Annotated in this window: 14 protein-coding genes; 6 read left to right on the plus strand and 8 right to left on the minus strand. The window is 69.9% G+C overall.

All coding sequences use genetic code 11. From position 1 onward, the window contains the following. Positions 1–133 precede the first annotated feature (133 nt). The 3 genes from trpS to U9R90_RS13020 all read left to right on the plus strand — a co-directional run bounded on the left by trpS (position 134) and on the right by U9R90_RS13020 (position 3108). Entirely contained in the window at positions 134–1147 is a 1014-nt protein-coding gene (trpS, locus tag U9R90_RS13010; protein WP_411056603.1) for a tryptophan--tRNA ligase, read from the plus strand. A gap of 66 nt (positions 1148–1213) precedes the next feature. After that, positions 1214–1831: a 2'-5' RNA ligase family protein gene (locus U9R90_RS13015; protein WP_411056604.1), complete on the plus strand. Its 618-nt coding sequence runs from the start codon at positions 1214–1216 to the stop codon at positions 1829–1831. Positions 1832–1854: 23 nt separating this feature from the next. Further along, positions 1855–3108: a hypothetical protein gene (locus tag U9R90_RS13020; protein WP_411056605.1), complete on the plus strand. Its 1254-nt coding sequence runs from the start codon at positions 1855–1857 to the stop codon at positions 3106–3108. A 72-nt stretch (positions 3109–3180) separates the two neighbouring features. Here the strand turns inward: U9R90_RS13020 and U9R90_RS13025 are convergent, their stop codons facing one another. The 6 genes from U9R90_RS13025 to U9R90_RS13050 form a co-directional block, all read right to left on the minus strand. After that, the gene (locus U9R90_RS13025; RefSeq protein WP_411056606.1) at positions 3181–4137 is read right to left on the minus strand and encodes a glycine betaine ABC transporter substrate-binding protein; all 957 of its coding nucleotides are present in this window, start codon (positions 4135–4137) and stop codon (positions 3181–3183) included. 220 nt (positions 4138–4357) lie between these two features. After that, positions 4358–6385 carry an ABC transporter permease gene (locus tag U9R90_RS13030; protein WP_411056607.1) on the minus strand — a complete coding sequence of 676 codons (2028 nt, stop codon included), beginning with the start codon at positions 6383–6385 and terminating at the stop codon, positions 4358–4360. After that, positions 6382–7488, minus strand: coding sequence for a quaternary amine ABC transporter ATP-binding protein (locus tag U9R90_RS13035; RefSeq protein ID WP_411057728.1), 1107 nt, complete (start codon positions 7486–7488; stop codon positions 6382–6384). The genes U9R90_RS13030 and U9R90_RS13035 overlap by 4 nt, the downstream gene beginning before the upstream one ends. Positions 7489–7505: 17 nt before the next feature. Further along, positions 7506–9035 carry a GMC family oxidoreductase gene (locus tag U9R90_RS13040; RefSeq protein ID WP_411056608.1) on the minus strand — a complete coding sequence of 510 codons (1530 nt, stop codon included), beginning with the start codon at positions 9033–9035 and terminating at the stop codon, positions 7506–7508. Between the two features lie 107 nt (positions 9036–9142). Beyond that, the gene (locus U9R90_RS13045; RefSeq protein ID WP_411056609.1) at positions 9143–10645 is read right to left on the minus strand and encodes an aldehyde dehydrogenase family protein; all 1503 of its coding nucleotides are present in this window, start codon (positions 10643–10645) and stop codon (positions 9143–9145) included. A 342-nt stretch (positions 10646–10987) separates the two neighbouring features. Beyond that, positions 10988–11593 (minus strand): hypothetical protein, encoded by a 606-nt coding sequence (locus U9R90_RS13050; protein ID WP_411056610.1) that lies wholly within the window; start codon positions 11591–11593, stop codon positions 10988–10990. A 265-nt stretch (positions 11594–11858) separates the two neighbouring features. Between U9R90_RS13050 and U9R90_RS13055 the strand changes: the two genes are divergently transcribed. Both U9R90_RS13055 and U9R90_RS13060 read left to right on the plus strand, forming a co-directional pair. Beyond that, entirely contained in the window at positions 11859–12272 is a 414-nt protein-coding gene (locus U9R90_RS13055) for a peptidase inhibitor family I36 protein (RefSeq protein ID WP_411056611.1), read from the plus strand. A gap of 115 nt (positions 12273–12387) precedes the next feature. Beyond that, positions 12388–13803 (plus strand): PQQ-binding-like beta-propeller repeat protein, encoded by a 1416-nt coding sequence (locus U9R90_RS13060; protein ID WP_411056612.1) that lies wholly within the window; start codon positions 12388–12390, stop codon positions 13801–13803. 50 nt (positions 13804–13853) lie between these two features. On the opposite strand, the gene U9R90_RS13065 is transcribed toward U9R90_RS13060, so the two are convergent. After that, positions 13854–14840, minus strand: coding sequence for a DUF3017 domain-containing protein (locus tag U9R90_RS13065; RefSeq protein ID WP_411056613.1), 987 nt, complete (start codon positions 14838–14840; stop codon positions 13854–13856). A 19-nt stretch (positions 14841–14859) separates the two neighbouring features. Further along, entirely contained in the window at positions 14860–15723 is an 864-nt protein-coding gene (locus U9R90_RS13070) for a bifunctional methylenetetrahydrofolate dehydrogenase/methenyltetrahydrofolate cyclohydrolase (protein WP_411056614.1), read from the minus strand. A gap of 269 nt (positions 15724–15992) precedes the next feature. Here U9R90_RS13070 and U9R90_RS13075 point away from each other — a divergent pair, with 269 nt between their 5' ends. Next, on the plus strand, positions 15993–16610 hold the full coding sequence (locus U9R90_RS13075) for an RDD family protein (RefSeq protein ID WP_411056615.1): 618 nt from the start codon (positions 15993–15995) through the stop codon (positions 16608–16610). Positions 16611–16652: the final 42 nt, after the last annotated feature.

Genomic DNA, 16652 nt, shown 5'->3' on the forward strand with positions numbered 1-16652 from the left:
GTGGGGGCGCGCCGACGCCCCCCCCCGCCGCCGTGTGTTCCCTGTCTCATTCGCCACGCTCCGCCGCTAGTCGCCGCCCCAAGCCGGGCCACCTGCGCCCGAACCCGCCACAGCACCTGCGAGAATGGCCTACATGGCCTCTGATCGTCCCCGCGCGCTCTCCGGTATCCAGCCCACCGCAGGTTCCTTCCACCTCGGGAACTACCTCGGTGCGATCCGTCAGTACGTCGCCCTGCAGGAGACGCACGACGCGTTCTACATGGTCGTCGACCTGCACGCGATCACCGTTCCGCAGGACCCGGCCGAGCTGCGCGCCAACACCCGGCTCGCCGCCGCGCAGCTGCTCGCCGCCGGTCTCGACCCGGAGCGCTGCACGCTGTTCATCCAGAGCCATGTCCCCGAGCACACGCAGCTCGGCTGGGTGATGAACTGCCTCACCGGCTTCGGCGAGGCCTCCCGGATGACCCAGTTCAAGGACAAGTCCGCCAGGCAGGGCGCGGACCGCGCCACCGTCGGACTGTTCACGTACCCGGTCCTCCAGGTCGCCGACATCCTGCTCTACCAGGCCGACCAGGTCCCCGTCGGTGAGGACCAGCGCCAGCACGTCGAGCTGACCCGCGATCTCGCCGAGCGCTTCAACTCGCGTTTCGGACAGACCTTCACGGTCCCGGCCCCGCACATCGTCAAGGAGGTCGCCAAGATCTACGACCTCCAGGACCCGTCGATCAAGATGAGCAAGTCGGCCTCCACACCCAAGGGCCTGGTCAACCTGCTCGACGAGCCCAAGGTCACGGCCAAGAAGATCAAGAGCGCGGTCACCGACACCGAGGCCGAGATCCGCTTCGACGCCGAGCACAAGCCGGGCGTCAGCAACCTCCTCACCATCTACTCCACCCTTACGGACACCGGAATTCCGGAACTGGAGCAGAAGTACGAGGGCAAGGGCTACGGTGCGCTGAAGACGGACCTGGCCGAGGTGATGGTCGAGTTCGTCACCCCGTTCCGCGCTCGCACCCAGGAATACCTGGACGACCCGGAGACGCTGGACTCACTCCTCGCCAAGGGCGCGGAGAAGGCCAGGGCCGTCGCCGCGGAGTCCCTCGCCCAGGCGTACGACAAGGTGGGCTTCCTGCCCGCCAAGCACTGAGCAGCACGCGCCACACGCACGTACTGACACTGACAGCCCCTGCCCACCACACAGGAGGAGAACGACGTGGGGACCGTAACGCTCGGCGTTTCGATCGCGGTCCCGGAGCCACACGGCAGCCTGCTCCAGGAGCGGCGCGCGGGCTTCGGTGACCCCGCGGCACACGGCATCCCCACGCACGTCACCCTGCTCCCGCCGACCGAGGTGCCCGCGTCGGCGGTGCCCGCCATCGAGGCGCATCTCGCCGAGGTGGCGGGCGCATCTCGGCCGTTCCCGATGCGGCTGTACGGCACCGGGACCTTCCGGCCGCTGTCGCCCGTGGTGTTCGTCCAGGTCGTCGAGGGCGCGGCGGCCTGCACCTGGCTGCAGAAGCAGGTCAGAGACGCCTCGGGGCCGGTCGCCAGAGAGCTGCAGTTCCCGTACCACCCGCATGTCACGGTGGCGCACGGCATCGCCGAAGAGGCGATGGACCGGGCGTACGACGAGCTCAGCGAGTACGCGGCCGACTGGTCCTGCACCGGCTTCGCGCTGTACGAGCAGGGCGGGGACGGGGTCTGGCGCATGCTGCGCGAGTTCGACTTCGGCTCCCTGACGGTCCCGGCGCAGGCCGAGGCCCCGCAGGCGGAGGCCCCGCAGACCGAACCCCGCCCGTCGGCGCCGCGGGGTACGCTGCCCGCCCACTGACCATCGCGCGGCGAGGAGGACCCATGCGGGCTGTACGCGGCAGGGCTCGGGCAGCGTCCGTCCTGGGCGCCGTGCTCGCGGTCCTGGCGGCCGGATGCGGTACGGGCGCGACGGGGTCCGGTACGGACGGGAAGACTCCGCCGAAGCGCAGCAGCCCCGCTCCCCCGGCCACCCCCGCCTGGAAGTTCGTGTACACGGATCTGGCGGGGGACGGCGCGTTCCGATCCGTGGCGGCCGCGTCCGCCGACGACCTCTGGGCCATCGGGCAGCACCGCGTGCAGAAGCCCAGCGACACGGGGATCTCCGTGTTCCTCTACCGCTCGACCGACGGCGGCGCGCGGTGGAAGCGGCAGCCGCTGCCCGAGGGCTTCGCCACCAGCGCGGGCGACACGCGGCTGGAGGCCTCGGATACGGGGTCCGGCGAGGTCTGGCTGCTCGGCGCTGGCGCCGACGGTTCGACGTGGGTCGCCCGCTGGGACGGCACCCGCTGGCGCCAGGTGCCAAGCCCGCCGCGCGCGGACTGGCAGCGCGCGGCCCACCACGCCGTCGGCGACACGGCCGCCCTGGGCCCGGACGACCTGTGGATGCTCCGAGGGCAGGACCAGGTGGTGCACTGGGACGGCGAGCGGTGGACCGTGCTGGACCTGCCCGCCAAGGCGGTGGCCCTGGACAGCACGGCGGACGGCACCCTCTGGGCGGTCGGCCACCGGGACAGTGGCCCCGGCGTCGACCGCCCGAACGGCGAACTGAGCCAGCCCGCGGCGATGCGCTGGGACGGCAGCACCTGGAAGCTGACCGAGACCCCCGTCTACCGCTTCCCCGAGCCGGTGCCCGCGGAGCCCGGCGCCTCGCTCAGCGGCGTCGTCGCGCTCTCCGAGAGTGAGGTGTGGGCGTCGGGCTCGCACAGCTTCAACCACGGTGAGGGCGAGAACGAACCCGCCGACGAGCACATCACGCTGCGCTGGGACGGCAAGCGCTGGGCCGAAGCCAGGGCAGGCGGCGCCTGCAAAGACCGCGCGGTGGTGGCCGGTGACGGCGCGGGCGGCCTGTTCCTGCGAAGCCACCGGCACCTGGCCGCGGACGGCACCTGCGCCAGGATCGGGCGGCCGAAGCTGCCGGCCACCGGCGAGATCACGCCCACGGGCAAGCAGCAGCTCTGGCTGGACGACATCGTCCCGGTGCCGGGCACGGGGAAGGTCCTGGGCGTGGGCCACGTGACCGTCCGGCAGAGCGGCAACCCGCTGACGCTGCCCGCCATCGTCACGTACGAGAAATGACCGTGCCGGGCACCCCACGATGGGGACGCCCGGCACCGGTCGGCTCAGCGCGCTGATCAGCTCAGCGTGAGGTTACTTCTTCGGGATCCACTGCTCCCAGGTGGACTTGTTCTCCTTGATCCACTTCTCGGCGGCCTTGTCCGACTTCATGCCGTCGACCTTCATGTAGGAGACGACCGCGTCCTGGTCCTTGTTCGACCACTTGAAGTTCTTCAGGAACTTCGCGGCGTCGCTGCCACCGTCGCTGAGGTCCTTGCTCATGAACTTCTCAAGGTCGACCTGCGGGTAGCCGCAGTCCGCCTGGTCCGCGGGCTCGTTGCAGCCCTCCTTGAACTCCGGCAGCTTCACCTCGACCAGCTCGATCTGGTTCTGCAGCAGCTGCGGGGTCCACCAGTAGGTGAGGAAAGGCTTCTTCGCCGCGTACAGGCGCTTGATCTCCTTCTGCTGGGCCGCCTCGCTGCCGCTGGGCACGTGCTTGAAGTCCAGCTTCAGGTTCTTGATGATGCCGGTGTCGTGCTGCGAGTACTCCGGGTCGGCACCGATGAACTGGCCCTTGTCGCCGCTCTCGGACGTCTTGAAGTCCTTGGCGAACTTGTTGAGGTTCTTCCAGTCCGTGATCTCGGGGTGCTTGTCCGCGTAGTACTTCGGGACGTACCAGCCGATGTGGCCCTGGACGCCGAGCTCACCGGCCGAGACGACCGACTTCTTCTTGTCGACGTACGTCTTGAGCTCGTTGGGGTTGCCGTGCCAGTCCTCGAGGAGGGCGTCGGCCTTGCCTCCGTCGAGGGCCTTGAACGCGGCGGCCTCGTTCATCTGCGTGACGTCGACCTTGACGTCCAGCTCGTCCTCGAGGAGCTTCTTGGCGACCGCGATGTTGGCCTCGGCGCCGGCCCAGTTGGGCTGCGCCAGGGTGATCTCGTCGCCGTCGCCGGAGGACTTGGTCTCGGCGGCGCTGCAGGCGCTGAGCGCGATCATGCCGACCGCGGCGGTACCGGCGATGAGGGAAATACGTATCCGCTTGCTGTTCATGGGGAAGCTCTGCTTTCTGTTCACTGGCGGGAAAACCCTGGGGGACATGAGGGGGGTGGGGAAAGGGGGACGCGGTACGGAGGCGTCAGCGCTGAGCGCTCCGGCCGCGGGGCTGGGACAGGCGGTCGAACATGATGCCGAGGCAGACGATCGCCACACCGGCCGAGAGGCNCTGGGGGACATGAGGGGGGTGGGGAAAGGGGGACGCGGTACGGAGGCGTCAGCGCTGAGCGCTCCGGCCGCGGGGCTGGGACAGGCGGTCGAACATGATGCCGAGGCAGACGATCGCCACACCGGCCGAGAGGCCGAGGCCCAGTTCGCTCTTGGCGAGGCCGAACACCACGTCGTAGCCGAGCTCGCCGCCGCCGATCATGCCGGCGATGACCACCATCGACAGGACCAGGACGACGCCTTGGTTGACGCCGACCAGCAGGCCCCTGCTGGCCATCGGCAGCTTCACCTTGAGGAGTTGCTGCTTGCTGGTGGAACCCAGCGAGCGGGAGGCCTCAAGGACGGTCGGGTCGACCTGGTTCAGGGCCTGGGTGGTGATCCGGATGACCGCGGGCGACGCGTACAGGACCGCCGCGATGATGCCCGCGGTACGGCCGAGACCGACCAGGGCGATCACCGGGATCAGATAGGCGAACTGCGGCAGCGTCTGCATGACGTCGAGTACCGGGCGCAGCGCCCGTTCCACCCACGGCACGGAGGACGCCAGGACACCGATCAGCACGCCGACCACCAGGGTCAGCACCAGCGCGGCGATCACCTGCGAGGTGGTGCCCATGGCCTTGTCCCACAGGCCGATCGCGCCGATCACACCGAGGCAGACGGCGGAGGTCAGAGCCGCGCGCCAGGTGCCGACGATCCAGCCGATCACCGCTACGAGCAGCACCATGGCCCACCACGGAGTGGAGACCAGACCGTCCCGCATCGGGTTGAGCACATGCCTGGCGAAGCCGTCGGCCCAGGCGAGCGTGCCGCCGATGACCGGGATGCCGGAGCCCAGGTGGTCGGTGAACCAGTCGACGCCGGTCTGGATGGACCCGGTGATGTCCACCGTCCAGGCCTCGGGCCACTCCTCGTCGGCGATCTTGCTGCCGATGAACGAGAAGACGACCGTCGCCAGCAGGACCAGGGCCCATACGCCGCGCTTCAGCTGCCGCACCAGCGGGCTGACGGCGGCACCGGTGTCGGCGTCCAGGCGCTCGCCCGCGGCCTCGGTCGTACGGTCCAGGAGGACGGCGATCAGGACGATGCAGGCACCCGCGGTGAAGCCGGTGCCGATGTCCTGGTCGGCGAGCGCCTTGTAGATCGTGTTGCCCAGGCCGCCGGCGCCGATGAGGGACGCCAGGACGACCATCGACAGACACATCATGATCGTCTGGTTGAGGCCCAGCATCATCTGCTTGCGGGCCAGCGGCAGCCGCGCCGTGACCAGTCGCTGCCAGGGGCTGGCGCCCAGCGACAGGGACGCCTCCAGTGCGGCGGGGTTGGCGCCGCGCAGGCCCAGCGAGGTGAGCCGGGCCATCGGCGGGGCGGCGTAGATGACCGTGGAGATGAGCGCGGGCGCGACACCGATGCCGAACAGCAGCATCAGCGGGAGGAGGTAGGCGAACGCGGGCATGACCTGCATGGCGTCGAAGACCGGGCGCAGCAGCTTCTCGCAGCGGTCCGAGAGGCCGGAGGCGAGTCCGAGCAGCAGACCGATGACGACGGCGACGAGCACCGCCACGGTCATCAGGGCCAGCGTCTCCATCGTCTTGTCCCACATGTCGAGGACACCGACGGCGGCGAACACGCCGAGCGCCGTGGCGCCGGTGCGCAGCGCGCGCCGCGACAGGTCCCCGCCGCCCGCGGCCCAGGCGGTCAGCGTGCCCACGAAAGTGACGCCGATCCAGCCCATGGCCGTGAACAGCTCGACCAGCGAGTCGTAGGACGACTCCAGGAAGTTGCTGATGTGCAGCAGGAAGTACAGGAAGAGCGGGTGGGTGTCCCGGTTGTCGTCCAGCCACACCTTGACGTCGTCGAGCGGCGTCTTCACGTCCACCTGGAGGGCCTGCGGCCAGGACGAGGAGCCGACGGCGACGGCGCTGACGATCACGACCAGCAGCGCGGCGATGAACGCCATCGCCTTGGGGCTGGCGGCGAGGCGGCCGAGCACACCAGGGCTCTGCGGGAGCTCCGGAGCCGTCGCCTGCTGGCCCTTGGGGGCCTCTTCTATGACAGGGGCTGGGGCGGCACTCATACGGCGGCCACCGCCTTGCCCTCGGTATCGCTGTCCAGGCCGGCCACCACGGCCAGCAGCCGGGCGTGGTCGACGACGCCGATGGTGCGGCCGTCGTCGACGACGCGGCAGTGCTGGCCGCTGCGCGCGACGGCCTCGATGGCGTCGGCGACCAGCGTGTCCGGGCCGATCGCGGCACCGGTCTCGGCCTCGCCGTCCACGGCGGGGCGCATCGCGCGGCGTACCGAGATCACCTGCTCGCGCGGTACGTCACGGACGAAGTCGCGTACGTAGTCGTCGGCCGGGTTGGCGACGATCTCCTCGGGCGTGCCGAGCTGGACCACGCCGCCGTCGCGCATCAGCATGATGCGGTCGCCGAGCTTGAGCGCCTCGGACAGGTCGTGGGTGATGAAGACCATGGTGCGGCCCTCTTCGCGGTGCAGGCGGATGACCTCCTCCTGCATGTCCCGCCGGATCAGCGGGTCGAGGGCGCTGAACGGCTCGTCGAACAGCAGCACTTCGGGGTCGACGGCGAGGGCGCGGGCCAGGCCCACGCGCTGCTGCTGGCCGCCGGAGAGCTGGGACGGTCGGCGCTGCTCCAGGCCTTCGAGACCGACCTTGGCGACGACCTCCAGGGCCTTCGCGCGGCGCTCGGTCTTGCCCATGCCCTGGATTTCGAGGCCGTAGGCGACGTTGTCGAGGACGGTGCGGTGCGGCAGCAGGCCGAAGTGCTGGAAGACCATCGCGGCGCGGTGCCGGCGCAGTTCGCGCAGCCGGTCCTTGTCCATGCTGAGCACGTCCTCGCCGTCGATGGCGATGGAGCCGGACGTCGGCTCGATGAGCCGGGTCAGGGTCCGTACGAGCGTGGACTTGCCGGAGCCGGACAGGCCCATGACGACGAAGACCTCGCCCTTGCGGACGTCGAAGCTGACGTCGCGTACGGCGGCGGTACAGCCGGTGCGCTCACGCAGCTCGGGTATGGAGAGCTCGGCGAACTCCTTGTTGCCGGGTATCCGCTCGGCCTTGGGTCCGAAGACCTTCCACAGGTCGCGTACGGCGAATACCGGCTCGGCGGCCGCGGACCCGGCTGCCTCGGAAGCGGGCACGGGCGCGGGCTCGGGGATCTTGTCGAGTTTGGGGGTCACTTGGCATCACTTCCGGTGAGCAGGTCCGCGCACTTCTCGCCGACCATCAGCACGCCGATCATGGGGTTGACGGCGGTCATGGTCGGGAAGACGGAGGCGTCGGCGATACGGATTCCGTCGAGGCCGCGGATGGTCAGGTCGGGGGCGACCACGGCGAGTTCGTCGTCGGCGGCGCCCATCTTGCAGGTGCCGGCCGGGTGGTAGACGGTGTGCGCCACCTTGCGCGCGTACTCGCTGATCTCTTCGTCGCTGGTGACCTCGGGACCGGGGCACACCTCGCGCTTGAGCCAGTGGGCGAGCGGCTCGGTCTTGGCGATCTCGCGGGCGATCTTGATGCCGTCCACGAGGGTCTTGCCGTCGTAGTCGTCCTCGTCCGTGAAGTAACGGAAGTCGAGGGCGGGCTTGACCTCGGGGTCGGCGCTGGTCAGGTACAGGCGGCCGCGGCTCTTCGGCTTGGGGATGTTCGGCGTCATCGACACACCGTGCTCGGGGCGTTCGTACCCCAGGCGCTCCGGGTTGTCGGTGAACGGGATCTGGTAGAAGTGGAACATCAGGTCGGGGCCCTTGAATTCGGGGTCCCGCTTGACGAAGAGTCCGGCGTCGCTGTCCATCGCGGAGTTCTCGGGGATCGGCCCGTCGGTCTCCCAGACGATGACCGACTCCGGGTGGTCGAGCAGGTTCTCGCCGACGCCCGGCAGGTCCACGACGACGGGGATGCCCAGCGCCTCAAGGTCCTTACGGGGGCCGATGCCGGAGTGCATCAGCAGCCGGGGGGTGTCCACCGCGCCGGCGCAGACCAGCACTTCGCGGCCCGCCTCGACGAGGATCTCCTCGCCGTCCTTGGTGCGGACGTGCACGCCGCGCGCGTGGGTGCCGTCGAGCTCCAGCTTGTACGCCCAGGTCTCCAGCATGATGTGCAGGTTCGGGCGGTCACCGGCCTCGATGTGCGGGTGCAGATACGCGACCGACGCGCTGGAGCGCTTGTTGTTCTCGGGGTGGTACGCGAGGTCGAAGAAGCCGACGCCGTCGTCGAAGGGCTTCTTGTTGAAGCCCTCCACGCGCGGCACACCGAGGGTGGCCTGGGCCGCGTCCACGAAGTCGCGGGCGATGGCGTTCCGGTCCTTCTCGTCGACCGCGACGATGTTGTTGCGCAGCTTCGCGAAGTACGGGTCCATCGCCGCGGCGTTCCAGCCGTCGGCGCCGTTCTCCTCCCACTCGTCCCAGTCGGACGGCAGCGGCTTGAACGAGATCAGCGTGTTGTGCGAGGAGCAGCCGCCCAGGACGCGGGCCCGGCTGTGGCGGATGTGCGAGTTGCCGCGGGGCTGCTCGACGGTCGGGTAGTCGTAGTCCAGGTCCCCGCCGAGCAGGCCGAGCCAGCGGCGCAGGGTCAGGACGTCGGGGCGGTCGATGTCGGTCGGACCGCCCTCGATGACCGCGACGGTGACATCGGGGTCCTCGGTGAGCCGGGAGGCGATCACCGATCCGGCGGTGCCGCCGCCGATGACCACGTAGTCGTACTGAGGCATGTTGTGCTGCTCCACTCCGTGCAAATCCGCAAAGTGCTGCGCGTTTCGGGGGTGTACGGGGTCGTGGTGCTCCGCGCCGAGCGGCACGACCCCGTACCGGGACGTCCTTAGCCTGCGAACCAGCGCACCGGCTCCGGCGCGAGGTTCTGGTAAATGTGCTTGCTCTCGCGGTACTCGGCGAGACCGGCCGGGCCGAGCTCGCGGCCGACGCCCGACTTGCCGAAGCCGCCCCACTCCGCCTGCGGAAGGTAGGGGTGGAAGTCGTTGATCCAGACGGTGCCGTGGCGCAGGCGGGCGGCCATCCGGCGGGCGCGTCCGGCGTCCGCGGTCCAGACGCCGCCGGCGAGGCCGTACTCGGTGTCGTTGGCGAGGGCCACGGCCTCGTCCTCGGTGCGGAAGGTCTCCACGGTCAGGACGGGTCCGAAGACCTCTTCGCGGACGACGCGCATCTCGCGGTGGCACTCGTCGAGCACGGTCGGCTCGAAGAAGTAGCCGGTGGCGGGCCGTACGTCGCTGGGCTCGGGGCGCTTGCCGCCGGAGCGCAGGACCGCGCCTTCCTGAAGGGCGGAGGCGACGAAGCCCTCGGTCTTGTCCAGCTGCTGCTGGGAGACGAGCGGGCCGCACTCGACGCCGTCCTCGGTGCCGCGGCCGAGCCGGATCTTGCTTGCGCGGCGGGCGAGTTCGGTGACGAAGCGCTCGCGCACCGACTCCTCGATGATGAGGCGGCCGCCCGCGGAGCAGACCTGGCCGCTGTGGATGAAGGCGGCGTTGAGGGCCTGGTCGACGGCGGTGTCGAAGCCCTCTTCGGTCTCCAGCGCGTCGGCGAAGACGACGTTGGGGTTCTTGCCGCCCAGCTCCAGGGCGACCTTCTTGACGCCGACGGCGGCGGCCTGCGCCACCTTGGTGCCGCTGACCAGGCCACCGGTGAAGGAGATGAGGTCCACATCCGGGTGCTCGGCGAAGCGGGCGCCGACCGTGTGTCCGGGGCCGGTGACCAGGTTGCCGACACCGGCCGGGAGGCCGGCCTCGACCAGCAGGTCCATCAGGGCCACGGTGGTCAGCGGGGTGACCTCGCTGGGCTTGATGACGAAGGTGTTGCCCGCGGCGAGCGCCGGGGCGATCTTCCAGCTGGCCTGGAGCAGCGGGTAGTTCCAGGGCGTGATCATCGCGCAGACGCCGACCGGCTCGTGTACGACGACGCTGTGGACGGTGTCGGAGCCCGCGTCCACCACGCGTCCGGCGCCCTCGCCGATGACGAGATCGGCGAAGTAGCGGAAGGCGTCGGCGACACAGTCGACGTCGATCCTGCCTTCCTCGACGGTCTTGCCCGCGTCCCGGCTCTCCAGGAGGCCGATCTTCTCGCGGTCGCGCACCAGGAGGTCCGCGACGCGGCGCAGCAGTGCGGCGCGCTCGGCGACGGTCGTCTTCGGCCACTCTCCGTGATCGAATGCGCGGCGCGCGGCGTCGATCGCGGCGTCCGCGTCCTCGACTCCACCCTCGGCCACCGTGGCGAACGGCTTGGCATCCGCGGGGTCGAGGATCTCGCGCGTGGCTCCCGCAGTGGCGTTACGCCACTCCCCGTCCACATGAATGGTCTGTTGTCCCGACACGTCGCTTTTAGCCTTCCGTTCCCGTCATGTTCACCGCCGGTACCCGGCAGCCCAGGGCGTCTGCCCTCGATCGAGGAAAGCATGCGTGGCAATTACCTAAAGTGGGTCGGGTCACTTCCGGTGTGGGCCAAATATCACACGCTCACCCGAGAAAGTAGCGTTTTGCCCTAGTCAGCGCGACGGCTTTGCGCTAGGAATTTCGCGTTCCGCGCCTCTGTGGCCTCACTCACTTGTACTGCATCCGTGAGGAACCGGAAACTGTCGGTAATTCCGGTCGGTCACTGTCTGTGCATAAGCACCGCGCGGGCCGTAGTTTCAGGTCGGCACCGGGTCGGCGGACGGTCAGCAGGCGGCCGGGCGGCAGAACGAGTCGACGGCCGCGGTCAGGATGTCGCGCTGGGTCGGCCACTCGTCGGCCGGACCGCTGCTCAGGACCGCGTAGAGCGTGTCGTCGTCGGCCTGGAAGACGCGGTCCAGGACGCGGAGCCTCATGTCCCAGCTGTCGCTGTCGTACGAGTAGTCCAGCTCGGCGGCGGGGCCCCGGTCGCTGTCGACGTCGCTGAGGGAGTTGCGTCGGTAGCTGCTGTCCCCGCCGTCGCGCTTGGTCTTGTCGGTCACGGAGAGTGCCTTGCGTGGGGTGTAGCCCTCTTCGGTCACCGGGAAGACCTGGACGAAGCGCGGGCCGCCGCCGGGCTCCTCGTAGAAGTAGATGGTGACGCCCTCCTGGCCCTGTTCGGTACGGCGTTCCCAGTCTTCCGGTACGGCGATGGAGAACTCCGGCTCGGTGAAGGACTGGAATCCCGGGGGCGGGTCCGAGGGAGAGGGAGAGGGAGTAGGGGACAGGGAAAAGGTCGGGTCCTCGGTGGGGGTCGGGTCCTCGGTCGGGGCCAGGGTGGGAGGCTCGATGGTCGGGGTCGGCAGGCCGCTGGGGGCGGCGCTGTCCGTCACCCGCTTCGCGTCCGACTGCCCGTCGTCGCCCTGGCCGAAGAGCAGCCNCCCCGCCTGCCCCGCTCAGCCGTCCCACCGTCCCACGCGTGCCGTCCCGCGCGGGACATCGGTGCAGGTCAGAGTCCGGGACGTCCCATCATCGCCTGGAATCCCCCACGTCCCTGGCCGCCGGGGGGAGTTGCCGGGCAAGGTCAGTGGTGCACCAAGGGCGGCGCGGTCCACCCCGCGCCGCCCGGCCCAGTCACTACGACTACGGGGACCTCACATGACCATGAGGACAGCACACAAGCGCGTGGGCATCGCCGTCGCCACCCTGGCGCTCACCGCCGGCGGACTCGGCGGAGTGGCCTCGGCCACGACCGCCACCGGCAGCGGCGGCGGCGTGTCCGCGCAGGCCGCGAAGGACTGCCCCAAGGGGTGGTTCTGCGTGTGGCCCAAGATGAACTACAAGGGCAAGATGCAGAAGGTTCAGTTCGACAACAAGAACCTGCTGCAGTACGGCGGCGCCTTCAAGAACGGCGTCGGCTCGGTCTACAACAACGGCAAGAAGTGCGACGTCAAGGTCTACAAGAAGAAGAACTACAAGGGGTTCATCACCACCCTCAAGCGCGGCGAGAAGCGCGCGGGTGACGGGGTCTACCGCGTGGTGGGCTCCAACAAGTGGGTCAACTGCCGCTGATCAGCGCGCAGTCCGCGGGGGAGCACAGAGGTGGCCCGTCCTGCTCGGGGGAGAGGACGGGCCACCGTCTCGTCCACGGTGTGGCCCGTCTACGCGATCACGAGAAAGTGGAGCAATGCGGCGGATACGAACTGGGCTGGTCGGGCTGGCTGTTGCCACGCTGGTGGCAGCGGCGGGGTGCAGTTCCGGTGGCCTGGACGGCGCAGCGCTGGAGGACGGGCGCGGCGGCGGGTCCGAGGGGCAGAACGACAACCAGAGCCAGAGCCCTGACCGGCAAAAGGCCTCGAAAGCGCCGGAACTCAAGGCGTACGACCCGCCGCAGAGGTTCAGCGGCAGTGAGGTGGGCAGCACTGCGGACCAGTACAGCCCGCTCCTGGAGTCGACGCTGGCGGGAGACCGCCTCTACACGCGCACCATGAACGGCGTGCGGGTCGCCGACGTCGCGACGGGGAAGATCGTCGCCGTGCAGGCCAGCCCGAAGAACTCCGTACAGCTGGTGTACCCGAAGGCCTACCGCGTGGACAGCAGACGGGAGGACGACCAGGCGCCGTTCGTCCTGGAGCAGCCGGGCGGATCGGCCGTGGCACTCGCTCCGTTCCATGTGCAGGTAGCGGGCCAGGGAACGTCCGCGCCACGGGAGCTGATTGAGCTGATGGTCGTCGACTCCGAGACGGGCAAGCTGCGCACCAGCCTGGAGATCGAACTGTCGGACGCGTACCAGAAGCAGCCGACAGCCGCCCGGGTCGTCGGGGCGTACGGGCAGACCGTGGTGATCTCGGTACGGGTGCACAGCACCCGGATCTCCGCGAGCAGAAACAGGCAGACCATCGCGGTGGATCTCAGCGACCCGGACAAGCCGAAGACCGTGTGGCGCGAGGCGGGCTTCGAGGCGTTCGCGGTGGCCGGCGAGCACGTGGTGGGCGCGACCGAGGACAGGACGGCCGATTTCGACGTACTGAGCGGTCTCAGCGTCAAGACCGGCGAGGAGCGGTGGCAGGACCCCACGTACGACAAGCGCGCGTTCAGGAAGGCCGAGCTGGGTGGGCAGACGACGGCAGCGGCCGGGCCGAACTGGGTCGTCACGAACAAGACCTACGGGGGTGGGCTGGGACTGGTGAACCCGGCGACCGGCAAGTACAAGCAGCTGTTCGAGAGTGCGGCAGCCGTGAAATGCCACTACGACCAGAAGTCGGTCACGGTGTGCACGCCGCGCTCCAACACCAGCTGGGGCAAGAAGGTGGTGTTCGCCCTCGACGCCAAAAGGGGCGACGTGCTGTGGCAGTTGCCGGACGAGTCGGGCCGCCGCGTCCGACCCGACGTGACAACGGCCTGGCACGGCCGGGTCTACGCCCGCACCGGGGCGGGTCCGGTGGTTCTGGACGCGCGCAGCGGGAAGGACGTCGAGACCGACCCCGGTATCGCGCCGGTGGCCGTGAACGAGTACGCCGGTCTCGCGATGACGGAAGGTCCCCGCCACCGCACCTGGGGGACCAATACGCAGCGGATATCCCTGCATCACGCCATCGGCTGACGGCCGCCAGCGGACGGCCCTCACCAGCGTCCGCCAGCCGTGCCCACGCCCTAGCGGATGGTGAAGCGCAGGGTGTCGTCCAGGAACGGGATCTCGATCACCGGGTTGGGCTGCGCCATCAGCGCGAGCAGTGCGATCACCACGCCGAGTGAGCCGTACGTGAGGATGTCCGTGAAGCGCGAGCGCACGGCCAGCATTCCGACGACGGGCAGCGCCCAGCGCAGCGCGGCGCCGAGCAGCAGCGCCACGCCGATCAGCACCGTGCCCACCCGGAACAGGTCGAACGCCGTGAGCAGCAGCCCGAGCCCGGCCGTACCGAGCACCAGCAGCATCGGCCACTGACGCGCGGGCGCCGGAGCGTCCCCTGACGCGACCCGACCGCCGCCCTCGGGGCGCGCGGTGTCCCGGGTAAGAGAGGGGAAGCGACGGGACTTCCGCCGGAGCGGGGCGGCACGCGGCTCGGACGGCTCCGCGACCCCAACGGGAGCCGGGCCAGGCTCCGAAGCCTTGTCGGGATCAGCAGCCTGGCCAGGCTCGGGGGCCTTCTTGGCGGCCCCCGGAACCGTGCCAGGCCGGGAAGCCTTGGCGGGCTCCGCCGCCCCGGCAGGCTCGGCCGGCGCCGCGGCGTCGGCCGCCTCGGCGGACGCCGGAGCCGGGGCGGGCGCGGCGGGCTCAGAAGCCGTGGCAGCCTGGCCGGACTCCGGAGCCGTGGTCTCACCCGAAGCCGCGGCGAGCTCAGACGCCTCGGCAGCCGCCGGAGCCTCAGCGACCCCAGCAGCCTTGCCAGGCTCGGCAGCCTTCTTGACGGCCCCCGGAACCGTGCCAGGCCGGGAAGCCTTAGCGGACCCGGCAGCCTCGCCGGACCCCGAAGCCGGGGCAGGCTCCGGGGCCGGGGCAGGCTCCGGAGCCGTGGCAGGCCCGGCAGCCTCGGCGGACCCCGCCGCCTTCGCGGGCTCCGCCGCCCCCTCAGGCTCGGCCGACGCCGCGGCGTCGGCCGCCTCGGCCGGCTCCTCCGCCGCCCCGTCCGTTGCGTTCACGGGCTCGTCTCTCTCCTGGTCAGCCGGCAACGTTCGCCGCGCGCTCGGCCGCCTCGACCACGTTGACAAGGAGCAGTGCGCGGGTCATCGGGCCGACCCCACCGGGGTTGGGCGAGATCCAGCCCGCGACCTCGGCGACCCCGGGGTGCACATCCCCGACGATCTTGCCGCTCTCGTCCCGGCTGACACCGACGTCGAGCACCGCCGCGCCCGGCCTGACGTCCTCCGGCTTGACCAGGTGCGGAGAGCCCGCCGCCGCCACGATGATGTCCGCCTGCTTCAGCTGCGCGGACAGGTCGCGGGTGCCGGTGTGGCACTGGGTCACCGTGGCGTTCTCGGACTTGCGGGTGAGCAGCAGCGGCAGCGACCGCCCGATGGTGATGCCCCGGCCGACGACCACCACATGCGCACCGTTCAGCTCGACGCCGTACTGCCGCAGCAGCCGGATGACACCGTTCGGGGTGCAGGGCAGCGGCGCCGGCTCCTTCAGGACCAGGCGGCCGAGGTTGGTCGGGTGCAGACCGTCGGCATCCTTGGCCGGGTCCATCAGCTCCAGGATGCGGTTCTCGTCGATGCCCTTGGGGAGCGGCAGCTGCACGATGTAACCGGTGCACGCCGGGTCCTCGTTGAGCTCGCGTACGACCGCCTCGATCTCCTCCTGGGTCGCCGTGGCGGGCAGCTCACGCTGGATCGATGCGATGCCGACCTGGGCGCAGTCGCGGTGCTTGCCCGCGACGTACTTCTGGCTTCCGGGGTCCTCACCCACCAGTACGGTGCCGAGTCCGGGGACGATGCCCCGCGCCTTGAGTGCGGCCACCCGCTGCGCGAGGTCGGCCTTGATCGCGGCCGCGGTGGCCTTGCCATCGAGAATCTGGGCGCTCATGCCCCCATCCTCGCGGATGAACCAGCCCTGGCTCCAATTGCGTGCCCTCCGCGCGCGAAGATCTCCACAACACGCCCGCTTTGCCATGGTTGGTGATGTTGCACTTACGCAACACAGGCCAATCTGGCTGGACAAAGTCGCCACGCCTTTAGAACGATGAGCGGCGCAGTGCCGCGGGTAGTGCCGGGGGGAACGGACCACACACCGCTCAAGCTCCTCCGTACGGAACCGCGTAGTCCCCGCACTTTTCAACGGAGGAAGTCAAGACCATGGCTTACGGTGACCCGAACAACCCCTACGGCCAGCAGCAGCCCCCGCAGGGCCAGCCCGGCTACGGCTACCCGCAGCAGGCCCCCCAGGGCGTACCGCCCCAGCAGGGATACCCGCAGCAGCCGGGTCAGCCGTACGGCGCCTACCCGCAGCAGCCCGGCCAGCCCTACGGCGCGTACCCGCAGGGCCCGCAGGGTGCGGCGCTGGTCCCCAACGCGTACGCCGGGTGGGGCGCGCGCTTCATGGCCCGCCTGATCGACGGCCTGATCCTCGGCATCATCCCGTCCATCCTGATGGTCACCTCGATCGACTCGTCCACGGGTGAGCTCGGCGCCGGGTACTACTTCGGCGTTCTGCTGATGTTCGCCGGGATGATCGGCTTCGCCTTCATGCTGGGCAGCACCGGCCAGACCCCCGGCCGCAAGATGGTGAACATCCAGGTCCTGAAGGAGTCCACCGGCCAGCCGCTCGGCGTCGGCATGGCGATCGTCCGCTACATCCTGGACTTCATCAACGCCATCCCCTGCTACCTCGGTTACCTGTGGCCCGCCTGGGACGCCAAGAAGCAGCACTTCACGGACAAGATCTGCGGCACCGTCGTCGTCCGCAAGAACTGACGCCGTACCACCGCTTCGGGGCGGGGGGGGCCCCGCCCGGCG

The sequence above is a fragment of the Streptomyces sp. E11-3 genome (assembly GCF_046540415.1).
Classification (GTDB): Bacteria; Actinomycetota; Actinomycetes; order Streptomycetales; family Streptomycetaceae; genus Streptomyces.

Coding starts and splice junctions, on each gene's coding strand:
- U9R90_RS13070 (WP_411056614.1), bottom strand. CDS start 15,723: ATGAGCGCCCAGATTCTCGATGGCAAGGCCACCGCGGCCGCGATCAAG.
- U9R90_RS13030 (WP_411056607.1), bottom strand. CDS start 6,385: ATGAGTGCCGCCCCAGCCCCTGTCATAGAAGAGGCCCCCAAGGGCCAG.
- U9R90_RS13020 (WP_411056605.1), top strand. CDS start 1,855: ATGCGGGCTGTACGCGGCAGGGCTCGGGCAGCGTCCGTCCTGGGCGCC.
- U9R90_RS13025 (WP_411056606.1), bottom strand. CDS start 4,137: ATGAACAGCAAGCGGATACGTATTTCCCTCATCGCCGGTACCGCCGCG.
- U9R90_RS13060 (WP_411056612.1), top strand. CDS start 12,388: ATGCGGCGGATACGAACTGGGCTGGTCGGGCTGGCTGTTGCCACGCTG.
- U9R90_RS13055 (WP_411056611.1), top strand. CDS start 11,859: ATGACCATGAGGACAGCACACAAGCGCGTGGGCATCGCCGTCGCCACC.
- U9R90_RS13040 (WP_411056608.1), bottom strand. CDS start 9,035: ATGCCTCAGTACGACTACGTGGTCATCGGCGGCGGCACCGCCGGATCG.
- trpS (WP_411056603.1), top strand. CDS start 134: ATGGCCTCTGATCGTCCCCGCGCGCTCTCCGGTATCCAGCCCACCGCA.
- U9R90_RS13075 (WP_411056615.1), top strand. CDS start 15,993: ATGGCTTACGGTGACCCGAACAACCCCTACGGCCAGCAGCAGCCCCCG.